Genomic DNA, 12533 nt, shown 5'->3' with positions numbered 1-12533 from the left:
ACTGGGATCACGGTCCCCACTATCGCGCCAACAAGGAACGAGGGGATCGAACCATGAAGATGCATGCCGCCGGGCTTGCGGGCCTGATGCTGGTTGCGGGCCTGCAGGGGCAGGCCCTGGCCGAGGAGACGGTCCTGCGGGTCAGCTCCGGCGCCAGCAATGTCTCGACCCTCGACGCCCACCGCGCCAGCGCGACCGACGACAAGGCCCTGGTCGGCTGGCTCTATAACGGCCTCGTCCGCTTCAAGCCCGGCAGCGCCGATCCGAAGGACCTGGAACCCGATCTCGCCGAGCGCTGGGAGACCTCGCCGGACGGCAAGGTCTGGACCTTCCATCTGCGCAAGGGCGTCAAGTTCCATGGCGACTGGGGCACGCTCGACGCCGAAGACGTCGTCTATTCGCTGCAGCGCGCCGCCGATCCGAAGCGCTCGACCTTCTCCTCGGATTTCTCGGCGATCGACAAGGTCGAGAAGGTCGACGACCTCACTGTGCGGGTCACGCTGAAATACTCGGACGTCAATTTCCTCGGCCGCGTCTCGAACTACCATGGCGGCAACATCGTCAGCCGCAAGGCCGGCGAGGAGCTCGGCGACCGCTATGGCGCCAAGCCCGTCGGCACCGGCCCCTTCACCTTCGTCGAGCAGGTGACGCAGCAATATGTGAAGCTCGCCGCCAATCCCGACTATTTCCGCGGCAAGCCGAAGATCGACACGATCATGATGCGCGCCATCCCCTCGGACAGCGCGCGCGAGCTCGCCTTCACCTCTGGCGAGCTCGACCTGTTCTACGCCAAGCGCGAGCAGCGCTGGGTCGATTCCGCCCGCAAGCGCCCCGGCTTCAATGTCGAGATCTTCCAGCCCGGCGAATACCGTTTGCTGCACATCAACCGCAGCCAGCCGCCGCTCGACGACATCCGGGTACGCCGCGCCATCGCCGCCGCGGTCAATGTCGACGACCTCGTGCGCTTCGTCGGCAAGGATGTCGGCCCCAAGGGCTGCTCCATCGTGCCGCCGGGCTATCTCGGCGAGGATTGCACCGTCCGCTACGGCTTCGATGTGGCCAAGGCCAAGGCGCTGCTGGCGGAGGCCGGCCACAAGGACGGCATCACCATCAAGGCGATCGTCTCCAACATCTCGGCGCAGCAGCCCTTCATGGAGATCATCCAGGCGCAGCTCGCCAAGGCCGGGATCAAGCTGGAGATGCAGGTCGTCGACCACGCGACCTATCAGAGCCAGAGCCGCAAGGACCTGAGCGGGCTCGTCTTCTACGGCGCGGCGCGCTTTCCGATCGCCGACACCTATCTCAGCGAGTTCTTCCACTCGCGCGCGACGGTCAACACCCCGACCGCGGCGACGAACTTCTCGCACTGCGCCATCGCCGACAAGGAGATCGAGGAAGCGCGTGTCGCTCCGAATGCCGACGCACAGAAGGCCCTCTGGAAGGAGGCGCAGCGCAAGATCATGGACGATGTCTGCGCGATCCCGCTGTTCGAACTGCGCCAGGTTTGGGCCCGCAGCGACAAGCTCGACTTCGGCTATGAGCTGAAGGGCGCGCTCAACCTCGCCCCGCCGATCACGGAGAAGACCACGCTGAAGGTGCGCTGAGGCGAAGCATTCCTGATTGTTCTGTCCGCAGGGCCGTCATTGCGAGGAGCGAAGCGACGAAGCAATCCAGGGGCGGCAGAGCGAGCCCTCCTGGATTGCTTCGCTTCGCTCGCAATGACGGTTCAGGCTGATCGGGTAGTGATCAAGGGCGACGGTCAGCCCGGATTCGGCGTCAGGATCGTCCGCGAGATTTCCGCCGCCGCCTCGCGCGCGCTTTCGAGGAAGGCGGCGACCAACCTGGCATTGCGGCTGTCGCGGTTGCGGCAGAGCTGGAAGTCGAGCTGGAATTCCGGCTCGAAGCGGCGGATCGCGATCTTGTCGCGCAGGCCGCCGACGATCAGCGGATGCACCAGCGAGACGCCGACGCCGGCCGCAACGAACTCGCACAAGGTCGGCGAGACATTCGCGACCATCACCACCTCCGGCGTGACACCATGGCCTTCGAGCACCCGGCTGATGCTGCGATGGGTATGGCTTTCCGGATCGAAGGAGATGAACGGCACCCCGGCGAGATCGCGCGGGGTGATCACCTCCTTCTCCGTCAGCTTATGGCCGAGCGGCAGGATGCAGACCACGGGGTGGCCCATCATCGGCTCGGCTGCGACATAAGGGTTGTCGACCGGGGCGATGATCAGGCCGACGTCCAGCCTGTGGGTGACGAGCGCATCGGAAATCCATTGCGAGCTGCGCGACTGGACCGAGCAGAACACGCCCGGCTGCCGCGCGAGGAAGCGCGAGGTCGCCTCCTGAATGAAGGAACCGGAGAGCGCCGGCATCACGCCGATCAGCAGACGGCTCTGCTCGTCGCGGCGGATCGCCTCGACCGCGTTCTCGACCTGGCGCACGCCGGCAAAAATCCGGTCGATCTCCTCATAGAGGCGCATGCCGCGCCGCGTCGCCACCAGCCGGCCCTTGACCCGGTCGAACAGGCGCAGGGCCGTATCCTCTTCGAGATGGGCGATCAGCTTGCTCATCGCCGGCTGCGAGACGTTCATCATCTCGGCCGCGCGGCTGACGGTGCCGTATTCGATCACCGCCTTGAAAGCCTCGACCTGGCGCAGGTTGAGCCGCCTCACCATGGCATAACCTCTGGGAATAGAGTGCAGAGAAAAACGACTTTGACGAAATACAATGTCGCTCCCTAACGTCAAAGGGCGAAAGGGATTTTCATGCGGCCGGACATCATTGTCATCGGAGGGGGAACGGTCGGCGCCGCCATCGCCTACGGCCTTGCCCGCGGACGGCAGAAGGTGCTGCTGCTCGACGGCGACGATGGCGATTTCCGCGCGGCACGGGCGAATTTCGGGCTGGTCTGGCTGCAGGGCAAGGGCTTGGGCATGCCGGCCTACCAGGCCCTGACCCGCGACAGCATCGCGCTCTGGCGCGGCCTGACCGACCAGCTCGAAGCCGAGACGGCGATCGATCTGACCTATGAGCAGAATGGCGGCCTCGCCTTCTGCCTGGGCGAAGAAGCCTTTGAGAAGCGCAAGCTCGACCTGCTGCGCCTCCATAACCAGCGCGGCGACGGCGAGCCGGACTGGGAGATGCTCGACCGCCCGGCGCTGGCGAAGCTACTGCCGAAGGTGACACTCGGGCCGGATGTCGCCGGTGCCAGCTTCGGCCGGCGCGACGGGCACGCCAATCCCTTGCGCTTGCTGGCGGCGCTGCATGCCGGCGTCCTCAGCCATGGCGGCGCGCTACGCCATCGCGCCCGGGTGCAACGGATCGAGCGTGTCGGCACCGACTTCAAGCTCGTGCTCGACGGCGAGACGCTGACAGCGGCACGGATCGTCATCGCCGCCGGACTGGGCTCACCCGAGCTGGCGCGTCAGGTCGGTCTCGACGTCCCCTTACGGCCGGAGCGCGGCCAGGTGCTGGTCACCGAGCGGCTCGCTCCCTTCCTGCCGCTGCCGGCGAGCGGCCTGCGCCAGACCGGCGAGGGTACGGTGATGATCGGCGCGACCAAGGACGATCCCGGCTACGACGTCTCGACCACCGGCGAGGCGGCGGCACGGCTCAGCCGCAAGACCGTGCAGATCGTCCCTGCCTTGGCGAAGGTCGGCCTCATCAGGCAATGGGCCGGCCTGCGCATCATGACGCCGGACAGCTACCCGATCTATGCGCAGTCGCAGAGCCATCCCGGCGCCTTCGTCGCGCTCTGCCATTCCGGCGTGACGCTCGCCGCCTTCCACGCCGAGGAACTCGCCTGCGCCATCGCCGCAGGCGCGCTGCCCGAGCGCCTTTCTCCCTTCCACCAGAGTCGATTCGATGTTCCGCAAGCTGCATGATCCGGGGCCGCAGGCGGTCACCATCTTCATCGACGGGCGCCCCGTCGCGGCCGAGCTCGGCGAAAGCGTCGCCGCGGTGCTGCTGCGCCAGCAGGAAGGCTGGAGCCGCACGACACCGGTCTCGCAGAGCCCGCGCGCGCCCTATTGCATGATGGGCGTCTGCTTCGAGTGCCTGGTCGAGATCGACGGCCAGGGCTCGGTCCAGAGCTGCCTGACGCCAGTCGCCAACGGCATGCGCATCGCCCGCCAGCAGGGCCGCAGGAGCCTGTCGGCATGAGCGAGCACAGCGATCTCCTGATCGTCGGCGCTGGCCCAGCCGGCATGGCCGCCGCCGTCACCGCCCGCCGCCACGGCCTTTCCGTCCGCGTCGTCGACGACCAGCCGGCGCCCGGCGGCCAGATCTGGCGGGGAATCGAGACCGTCGCCGCGACGCCCCGCGCCAGGCGGCTCGGCGAGAGCTACCTTTCCGGCGCCGAGCGCGCCGCGGCCTTCCGCGCCTGTGGTGCGCTCTACGAGCCGGAAAGCCAGCTCTGGCAGATCGAGCCGGGCTTTCGCGCCTTCGTCACGCGAGGCGGCAAGGCCCGAACCGTGACGGCAGAGGCGATCATCCTCGCCACCGGCGCGCAGGAGCGGCCCGCGCCCTTTCCCGGCTGGACGCTGCCGGGCGTGCTGACAGTCGGCGCGGCCCAGATCCTGCTGAAGACGGCCGATTCCGTACCGGAAAAGCCGGTCTGGATCGCCGGCTGCGGACCGCTGCCGCTGCTCTACATGACCCAGCTTCTGGCCACGGGCGGCCGCATCGCCGGCTTCCTCGACACCACGCCGCGCGGGCGCATCGGAACCGCGCTCCGTCACCTGCCGCAGGGTCTCGGTCGCCTCGGCGATCTCCTGAAGGGCCTATCCTGGTCACTGGCGCTGCGCCGTGCCGGCATCCCGATCATCCGCCATGTCACCGAGCTACGTGCCGAGGGCGAGGATTGCCTCCAGCGCCTGCGCTACCGCACGGAAGACGGGCGCGAGGCCGAGGTTCCCGCCGAGGTGCTGCTCGTGCATGAGGGCGTGGTACCGAACATCCATGCGCCGCTGGCGCTCGGCTGTGCTGTTCAATGGCATGCCGGTCAGCACTGCTACGTCCCGGTGCTCGACGCCTGGGGCGAGAGCTCGCAGGCCAATATCTTCGTCGCCGGCGATGGCGCCGGCATCGGCGGGGCCGAGGCGGCCGAACCGCGCGGGCGGCTCGCGGCGCTGCGGATCGCTGCAAGGCTTGGCCGGCTCGACGATGCCACCGCCGAAACCGCCGCTGCGACCGAGCGCAATGCCCTTACCAGCGCGCTTGCGCTACGGCCCTTCCTCGACGCGCTCTATGCGCCGCGCCCGCAGCTCTATGTGCCGCCGGACGACACACTGGTCTGCCGCTGCGAGGAGGTCACGGCCGGCGAATTGCGCGCCCGTGCGGTCGAAGGGCGGCCCGGCCCCAACCAGCTCAAGGCCTTCACCCGCGTCGGGATGGGGCCCTGCCAGGGCCGGCAATGCGGCTACAGCATGGCCCATATCGTCGCCGCGGCGCAGGGCCGCTCCGTAGAGGAGGTCGGCTTCTACCGGATCAGGCCACCGCTGAAGCCGGTGACCCTCGGCGAGCTCGCCAGTCTCGACGAGCAGGAGCCGGCAGCATGAGCGAGGCCGCATTCGACGTGGTCGTGGTCGGCGGCGGTCTGCACGGCCTTTCCGCTGCGCTGCACCTCGCCCGCGCCGGCCGAAAGGTCGCGCTGGTCGAGCGGCGCTGGACCGGCCGCCACGCCTCCGGCGCCACGGCGGCGGGCGTGCGCACCCTCGGCCGCGACATCGCCGAGATCCCGATCTCGCTGGAAGCCATGGAAATGTGGCACCGGATCGAGACGATCGTCGGCGACCATTGCGGCTTCCACGCCCACGGCCAGCTGCGTGTCGCCGAGAAAGCCGAACATATGCCAGCCCTGATCGAGCGGCAGGCGCGCACCAGCGCCCTCGGCTACAGCCATGAGGAGCTGATCGACGCCGCCGAACTGCATCGCCTCGTGCCGGCGCTGAGCCCGCATTGCGTCGGCGCTCTGGTGGCGCGGCGCGACGGCGCCGCCGACCCGCACCGCACTATCGCCGCCTTCCGCCGATGCTGCGAGGCCGAAGGCGTCACCATCGCTGAGGGCTGCGGCGTCGAGGCGGTCGACCGGCAAAGCGGCGACTGGCTGCTGATCTGCGGCGACCGCCACTTTCGCGCGCCCCAGATCGTCAACGCCGCCGGCGCCTGGGCCGGACGGCTCGCGGCCCTGTTCGGCGATGCCATTCCGCTCGGCGTGCGCGCCTCGATGATGATCGTCACCGAGCGGCTCGCGCCGCTGCTCGATCCCGTCGTCAGCGTCGTCGGCCGGGCGCTCTCCTTCAAGCAATCGGATCAGGGCACGCTGGTGATCGGCGGCGGCCTGCAGGGCTCGGCCGATCTCGACCGCGAGCGCAGCACCGTCGATTTCCGCAACCTTGCCCGGGGCGCGCGCGCCGCCAGCGATCTCTTCCCGGCGGTGCAGGGCGTTCGCATCGCCCGCTGCTGGACCGGCATCGAGGCGGAGACATCAGACCACGTCCCGGTGATCGGCCTCTCGCCGAATGCGCCCGGCCTCGTCCATGCCTTCGGCTTCTCCGGCCATGGCTTCCAGCTGGTGCCGGTGGTCGGATCGATCCTGGCCGACCTCGTCACCGAGGGCCGGACGCGCCGGGAGATCGCCGCCTTCGCGCCCGGGCGGCTGATGCAGGAAAGGGCGGTGGCATGATCGGCTATCTGGTCCGGCGCATCCTGCTCGCCATCCCCACTCTGTTCGTGATGCTGACCGCGATCTTCGTGCTGGTGCGGCTCGTGCCGGGCGATGCCGCCTCGGTCATCCTCGGCGACCAGGCCAGCGCCGCTTCGCTCGCGGCGCTGCGCGAGAAACTCGGCCTCGACCAGCCGGTCCACGTCCAGTACCTCGCCTTCCTCGGCAAGATCCTGACCGGCGATTTCGGGCAGTCGCTGTCGAGCGGGCGCAGCGTCATCCGCGAGGTGCTGCTCGTCCTGCCCTCGACGATCGAGCTGACCGTCGCCGCCATCACGATCGGCCTCGTCTTTGGCCTGCCGCTCGGCGTCGCCGCTGCGCTCAGCCGCAATGGCTGGGTCGACTATGTCTCGCGCGTCGTCTCGCTGGTCGGCCTGTCCTTCCCGGCCTTCGTCTCCGGCATCCTGATGCTGATCGTCTTCGCGATCCAGCTCAACTGGTTCCCGGTGCTCGGCAACACCAGCGGCGCCGGCAGCTTCGTCGAGCGGATGCGGGCGCTCGCCCTGCCCGCCCTGAACCTCGGTATCATTATGACCGCCTATGTAATGCGCGTGACCCGCGCCGCCATGCTCGGCGTGCTGACCGAGGACTATATCCGCACCGCCCGCGCCAAGGGCGTCGGCCCGGCCCAGCTCGTCGTCACCCATGCCCTGCGCAACGGGCTGATCCCGATCATCACCGTGGTCGGGCTCTATTTCGGCACGCTGATCGGCAATTCGGTGCTGACCGAGATCATCTTCAACCGGCCCGGCCTCGGCAAGCTGATCATCGGCGCGCTCAATGCCCGCGACTACACCCTGCTGCAGGGGCTGATGATCATCTTCGCGATCTGCGTGATCGTCGTGAACACGCTGACCGATCTCGCCTACGGCCTCGTCGACCCCAGGGTGAAATACTCATGAGCGCCGCCGACACCCCCGTCGCGATCCAGCCCGGCGGGCTCTGGCTCGCCTTCACGCAGAACCGGCTCGCCTGGGTCGGGCTCGTCCTGCTGGCACTGATCGTCAGCATCGCGCTGTTCGCGCCCTGGCTCGCGCCGCATGATCCGCTCGAACAGAACATCGTGGCGCGGCTGGAGCCGCCTTCCGCCGAATTCTGGCTCGGCACCGATTCCTATGGTCGCGACGTGCTCTCGCGCCTGATTTACGGCGCCCGCATCTCGCTCTTCGTCGGCTTCGTCGCCATCCTGATCGCCATGCTGGTCGGCACCACCATCGGGGTGCTCGCCGGCTATATCGGCGGCGTCTTCGATCAGCTCGTCATGGGCGTGCTCGACGTGCTGCTCGCCTTCCCGACCCTTTTGCTCGGACTGATGATCGCCGCCATGCTCGGCGCGAGTCTCGAAAACCTGATCATCGCCATCGCGGTGACCGAGGTCGCGCCCTTCGCCCGCGTCGCAAGGGCTCCGACCATCACGCTGCGCCAGCGCGATTTCGTCGAGGCGAGCCGCTCCTATGGCTGTGGGCCTTTCCGGATCATGACTCGCCACATCCTGCCGAATATGATCTCCGACGTGGTGGTGATGAGCTCGCTCTGGCTGGCCTCGGCGATCCGCACCGAGGCCTCGCTCAGCTTCATCGGCCTCGGCGTGCCGCCGCCGGCGCCGACCTGGGGCGCGATGATCCGCGAGGGCTTCGAGAACATCCTGGATGCCTGGTGGCTCGCGGTCTTCCCGAGCCTCGCCATCCTCGCGACGGTGCTGGCGCTCAACCTGCTCGGCGATGCCCTGCGCGATGCCTCCGATCCGCGCTCGCGGTCGCGCTGACGGGCGGGAGTGATCTGCGCGTGATCCGAGATCTGAGTCCTCAAGATTGAGGCCTGGCTCAGCTACGAGAATGAGGATCGGCCACACGGGGCCATCGGCAACGGCCGGATCAAGGGAGGTATAACCCAGTTCCCGCCCCCCGACAGGACAAGGGTGGCGCCTCATGGTCGAGGCGCCACCCCAACAGGTCACCGGACGCTTCGAGCAGCTACTCTGCTGCTGTCCGCATCAACGCGCCGGTGGCACCCGATTCGATGATTGCCGTGATGCGGCCCTCATCGAGCTTCAGCACGTCGCGCAGCACCTCGTCGGTGTGCTCGCCGAGCAATGGCGAACGCTTGACCACGGTCGGGCTGTTCGAGAGCTTGATCGGGTTGCCAACCGAAAGGTACTTGCCGCGCTTCGGGTGATCGACCTCGACCACGGTCCCAGTCTCGCGCAGCGACTTCTCCTCGGCGATCTCCTTCATCGACAGGATCGGCCCGCAGGGAATGTCGTATTCGTTGAGAATGTCCATGGCCTCGAACTTGGTCTTGGTCATGGTCCATTGCTCAATGCGCCCGAATATCTCGTTCAGCCTGGGCAGGCGCGCCGGCGGCTTGGCGTAGTTCGGGTCAGTCTTCCAGGTCGGCTCGCCAATCACGTCGCAGATCTTCTCCCAGATCGGAGCCTGGGTGATGAAATAGATGTAGGCGTTCGGATCGGTCTCCCAGCCCTTGCACTTCAGGATACGGCCCGGCTGGCCGCCGCCGGAATCGTTGCCGGCGCGCGGCACGGCATCGCCGAAGGGCAGGCCCTCGCCGAACTGGCTGTACTCCTTGAGCGGGCCATGATCGAGGCGCTGCTGGTCGCGCAGCTTGACGCGGCAGAGGTTGAGCACGCCGTCCTGCATCGCGCAGTCGACCTTCTGGCCGAGGCCGGAATGGGTGCGATGATAGAGCGCCGTGACAATGCCGAGCGCGAGGTGCAGGCCGGTGCCGGAATCGCCGATCTGGGCGCCGGTGACGAGCGGAACGCCATCGCGGAAGCCGGTGGTCGAGGCGGCACCGCCGGCGCATTGCGCGACGTTCTCGTAGACCTTGCAATCCTCGTAGGGGCCCGGGCCGAAGCCCTTGACCGAGGCGACGATCAGCCGGGGATTGGTCGCGTGGATCTTCTCCCAGGTCAGACCCATGCGGTCGAGCACGCCGGGAGCGAAATTCTCGACGAGAACGTCGCAGATCTTCACCATCTCCCAGAGCACTTCCATGCCCCTGGGGTTCTTGGTGTCGAGCGTGATCGAGCGCTTGTTGTGGTTCAGCATCGTGAAATAGAGGCTGTCCGCATCCGGCACATCGCAAAGCTGGCCGCGCGTGATGTCGCCGCTGCCGGGACGCTCGACCTTGATCACGTCGGCGCCGAACCAGGCGAGGAGCTGCGTGCAGGTCGGGCCCGACTGGACATGGGTGAAGTCGAGAATCTTGACGCCTTCGAGCGCTTGCATTTTTGAGTCCTCCCTTACTTCTTCTTGAGTGCGCTTTGCGGATTGAGATTGCCGATGCGGCCGCTTTCGCTGCCGGCGGTCGGATCGATCACCGCGTTGATCAAAGTCGGCTTGCGGCTGTCCATCGCCGCGTTGACGGCACGCTTCAGCTCGTCGGGCGAGGTCGCGTTGACGCCGACGCCACCGAACGCCTCCATCATGCGGTCGTAGCGCGCATCCTTGACGAACACGGTCGTGGCCGGATCGTCGCCGGCGCTGTTGACGTCGGTGCCGCGATAGATGCCGTTGTTGTTGAAGATGACGACGCAGATCGGCAGGGCGTACCGGCAGATCGTCTCCACCTCCATGCCGGAGAAGCCGAAGGCCGAGTCGCCCTCGACGGCGAGCACGGGCTTGCCGGTCTCGACGGCGGCGGCGATGGCATAGCCCATGCCGATGCCCATTACGCCCCAGGTGCCGACGTCGAGGCGCTTGCGCGGCTGATGCATGTCGATGACGCCGCGGGCGAGATCGAGCGTGTTGGCGCCTTCATTGATCAGGATGGCGTCAGGCCGCTCCGCGATGATCGTGCGCAGCACGCCGAGCGCGCCGTGATAATCCATCGGCACGTTGTTGTTCATCAGGCGCGGCGCCATCTTGGCGACGTTCTCATCGCGCTTCTTGGCGACCGCCGATGTCCAGTCAGCCGGCGGCACCGGCCAGGCTCCACCCATGCCGTCCAGCAGGGCCGAGACACAGGAGCCGATATCGCCGACTACAGGCGCGACGATCTCGACGTTGGAGTCCATCTCCTTCGGCTCGATGTCGATCTGGATGAACTTCTTCGGCTGGTCGCCCCAGCTCTTGCCCTTGCCGTGCGAGAGCAGCCAGTTGAGGCGCGCGCCGATCAGCATGACGACGTCGGAATCCTTCAGCACCGTCGAGCGCGCAGCGCCGGCGCATTGCGGGTGGAGATCCGGCAACAGGCCCTTGGCCATGCTCATCGGCAGGAAGGGAACGCCGCTCCTTTCGACGAGCTGGCGGATCGCGTCATCGGCCTGGGCATAGGCAGCGCCCTTGCCGAGAATGATCAGCGGCCGCTTGGCGCCCTTCAGAACGTCGAGCGCTCGCTGGATCGAGTCCGGCGCTGGAAGCTGCGCCGGCGCGGCGTCGATGACCTTGACCAGCGACTTGCGGCCTTCTTCGGCGTCCATCACCTGGCCGAACAGCTTCGCCGGCAGATCGAGGTAGACGCCGCCGGGCCGGCCGGAGACCGCGGCGCGGATCGCGCGCGCCAGCCCGATGCCAATGTCCTGCGCGTGCAGGACGCGGAACGCCGCCTTGCAGAGCGGCTTGGCGACGGCGAGCTGGTCCATCTCCTCGTAATCGCCCTGCTGCAGGTCGACGATCTCGCGCTCCGACGAGCCCGAGATCAGGATCATCGGGAAGCAGTTCGTGGTGGCATGCGCGAGCGCGGTCAGGCCATTGAGGAAGCCGGGCGCGGAAACGGTGAGGCAGATACCGGGTTTCTTCGTGAGGAAGCCAGCGATCGAGGCGGCATAGCCGGCGTTCTGCTCGTGGCGGAACGAGAGCACGCGGATGCCCGCGGCCTGGGCCATGCGGCCGAAGTCGGTGATCGGAATCCCCGGCACGCCATAGATCGTATCGAGACCGTTGAGCTTCAGCGCATCGATGATGAGGTTGAAGCCGTCGGTCAGCTCGCGCTCCGTTTCGGGCGCGGCAGAAGAGATGCTTTGTACGACTGCGGACATCCCGCTTTCTCCCTAGTCGATTGTTTCTTATGGTGATTTTTGCTGTTGATCTTGGTCCGGCTCAGTCGAGCTGGACGAATTGCTCGACGTGCTGGCGCAGCTTGAGCGTATGCTCGCGCACCAGGCGCTCGGCGCGTTCGCCGTTGCGGGTCTCTAGTGCCTCGATGATCTCCTTGTGATCGACGATCGAACGGCGGGCCCGATCCCTCTCGAAGATCGTGCGCTGGCGGATGCCGCGCACATGCGTGAACAGGCCGTTGGTGATCTCGGCGATGAGCTTGCAGCCGGAGAGCGCGATGATCGCCGCGTGGAAGCGGATATTGGCGTCGGAATACTCGCCCATATGCTCTTCGATCGCGTCACTGTCGAAGGCGTCGACGAGGCCGTGCAGCCTGGCGATCTCGGCATCGGAAGCGACTTCGGTGGCGAGCCGGGCGGCCATGCTCTCGAGCGCGGCCCAGACAGTGATCATCTCGAGAATCTCGGCCTTGGTCTTGCGCACGATGAAGATGCCGCGGCGCGGTGCGATCCTGACCAGCCCCTCCTGCTCGAGCTGGGCGAGGGCCTCGCGCAGCGGCGTGCGACTGACACCGAACTGAAGCGACAGCGCACGCTCGTCGAGCCGAAGCTCGGCGCCCGCGTCGTAAATCTTCATCGCACCGATCGCGATCTTCAGCGCCTCGTAGGTACGGCTCTTGAGGCTCTGAACCTCCTCGATCGGCTGAATTTCAAGCTGTGCCTTGATCATTGCGACGTCGATTTCCGTTTTGCCTTGTCCGAGACCCGCCCGTCCGCAGCACGC

At 67.1% G+C, this 12533-nt stretch carries 11 protein-coding genes; 7 read left to right on the top strand and 4 right to left on the bottom strand.

The window, feature by feature from the left end; genetic code table 11:
* Positions 1–53: 53 nt before the first annotated feature.
* Positions 54–1604 carry an ABC transporter substrate-binding protein gene (locus AC3WLC_RS08905; protein ID WP_493683565.1) on the top strand — a complete coding sequence of 517 codons (1551 nt, stop codon included), beginning with the start codon at positions 54–56 and terminating at the stop codon, positions 1602–1604.
* A gap of 155 nt (positions 1605–1759) precedes the next feature.
* Here the strand turns inward: AC3WLC_RS08905 and AC3WLC_RS08900 are convergent, their stop codons facing one another.
* Entirely contained in the window at positions 1760–2683 is a 924-nt protein-coding gene (locus AC3WLC_RS08900) for a LysR substrate-binding domain-containing protein (protein WP_493683564.1), read from the bottom strand.
* A 90-nt stretch (positions 2684–2773) separates the two neighbouring features.
* Between AC3WLC_RS08900 and AC3WLC_RS08895 the strand changes: the two genes are divergently transcribed.
* Genes AC3WLC_RS08895 through AC3WLC_RS08870 form a run of 6 tightly spaced genes read left to right on the top strand, consistent with a single transcriptional unit; the run spans position 2774 to position 8497 of the window.
* Entirely contained in the window at positions 2774–3892 is a 1119-nt protein-coding gene (locus AC3WLC_RS08895; protein ID WP_493683563.1) for an NAD(P)/FAD-dependent oxidoreductase, read from the top strand.
* Complete coding sequence (locus AC3WLC_RS08890) at positions 3873–4169, top strand: (2Fe-2S)-binding protein (protein ID WP_326872579.1); 297 nt, start codon at positions 3873–3875, stop codon at positions 4167–4169. Before AC3WLC_RS08895 ends, AC3WLC_RS08890 begins: the two co-directional genes overlap by 20 nt.
* The gene (locus AC3WLC_RS08885) at positions 4166–5566 is read left to right on the top strand and encodes an FAD/NAD(P)-dependent oxidoreductase (protein ID WP_493683562.1); all 1401 of its coding nucleotides are present in this window, start codon (positions 4166–4168) and stop codon (positions 5564–5566) included. Before AC3WLC_RS08890 ends, AC3WLC_RS08885 begins: the two co-directional genes overlap by 4 nt.
* Positions 5563–6693 carry an NAD(P)/FAD-dependent oxidoreductase gene (locus AC3WLC_RS08880; RefSeq protein ID WP_493683561.1) on the top strand — a complete coding sequence of 377 codons (1131 nt, stop codon included), beginning with the start codon at positions 5563–5565 and terminating at the stop codon, positions 6691–6693. Before AC3WLC_RS08885 ends, AC3WLC_RS08880 begins: the two co-directional genes overlap by 4 nt.
* Entirely contained in the window at positions 6690–7634 is a 945-nt protein-coding gene (locus AC3WLC_RS08875) for an ABC transporter permease (protein WP_493683560.1), read from the top strand. The genes AC3WLC_RS08880 and AC3WLC_RS08875 overlap by 4 nt, the downstream gene beginning before the upstream one ends.
* The gene (locus AC3WLC_RS08870; RefSeq protein ID WP_493683559.1) at positions 7631–8497 is read left to right on the top strand and encodes an ABC transporter permease; all 867 of its coding nucleotides are present in this window, start codon (positions 7631–7633) and stop codon (positions 8495–8497) included. The genes AC3WLC_RS08875 and AC3WLC_RS08870 overlap by 4 nt, the downstream gene beginning before the upstream one ends.
* A 208-nt stretch (positions 8498–8705) precedes the next feature.
* On the opposite strand, the gene frc is transcribed toward AC3WLC_RS08870, so the two are convergent.
* From frc to AC3WLC_RS08855, 3 genes are all read right to left on the bottom strand, one after another.
* Positions 8706–9980 (bottom strand): formyl-CoA transferase, encoded by a 1275-nt coding sequence (gene frc, locus AC3WLC_RS08865; RefSeq protein ID WP_493683558.1) that lies wholly within the window; start codon positions 9978–9980, stop codon positions 8706–8708.
* A gap of 14 nt (positions 9981–9994) precedes the next feature.
* Positions 9995–11731, bottom strand: coding sequence for an oxalyl-CoA decarboxylase (gene oxc / locus AC3WLC_RS08860; RefSeq protein ID WP_493683557.1), 1737 nt, complete (start codon positions 11729–11731; stop codon positions 9995–9997).
* A 61-nt stretch (positions 11732–11792) separates the two neighbouring features.
* On the bottom strand, positions 11793–12479 hold the full coding sequence (locus tag AC3WLC_RS08855; protein ID WP_493683556.1) for a GntR family transcriptional regulator: 687 nt from the start codon (positions 12477–12479) through the stop codon (positions 11793–11795).
* Positions 12480–12533: the final 54 nt, after the last annotated feature.

It is taken from the genome of Allobosea sp. GW821-FHT03A12 (assembly GCF_058986765.1).
The sequence above is the reverse complement of the archived record's forward strand: the minus strand, read 5'-3'. Positions and strand labels throughout refer to the sequence as shown.

Coding starts and splice junctions, on each gene's coding strand:
- AC3WLC_RS08885 (WP_493683562.1), top strand. CDS start 4,166: ATGAGCGAGCACAGCGATCTCCTGATCGTCGGCGCTGGCCCAGCCGGC.
- AC3WLC_RS08870 (WP_493683559.1), top strand. CDS start 7,631: ATGAGCGCCGCCGACACCCCCGTCGCGATCCAGCCCGGCGGGCTCTGG.
- AC3WLC_RS08880 (WP_493683561.1), top strand. CDS start 5,563: ATGAGCGAGGCCGCATTCGACGTGGTCGTGGTCGGCGGCGGTCTGCAC.
- frc (WP_493683558.1), bottom strand. CDS start 9,980: ATGCAAGCGCTCGAAGGCGTCAAGATTCTCGACTTCACCCATGTCCAG.
- AC3WLC_RS08900 (WP_493683564.1), bottom strand. CDS start 2,683: ATGGTGAGGCGGCTCAACCTGCGCCAGGTCGAGGCTTTCAAGGCGGTG.
- AC3WLC_RS08855 (WP_493683556.1), bottom strand. CDS start 12,479: ATGATCAAGGCACAGCTTGAAATTCAGCCGATCGAGGAGGTTCAGAGC.
- AC3WLC_RS08905 (WP_493683565.1), top strand. CDS start 54: ATGAAGATGCATGCCGCCGGGCTTGCGGGCCTGATGCTGGTTGCGGGC.
- AC3WLC_RS08890 (WP_326872579.1), top strand. CDS start 3,873: ATGTTCCGCAAGCTGCATGATCCGGGGCCGCAGGCGGTCACCATCTTC.
- oxc (WP_493683557.1), bottom strand. CDS start 11,731: ATGTCCGCAGTCGTACAAAGCATCTCTTCTGCCGCGCCCGAAACGGAG.
- AC3WLC_RS08895 (WP_493683563.1), top strand. CDS start 2,774: ATGCGGCCGGACATCATTGTCATCGGAGGGGGAACGGTCGGCGCCGCC.
- AC3WLC_RS08875 (WP_493683560.1), top strand. CDS start 6,690: ATGATCGGCTATCTGGTCCGGCGCATCCTGCTCGCCATCCCCACTCTG.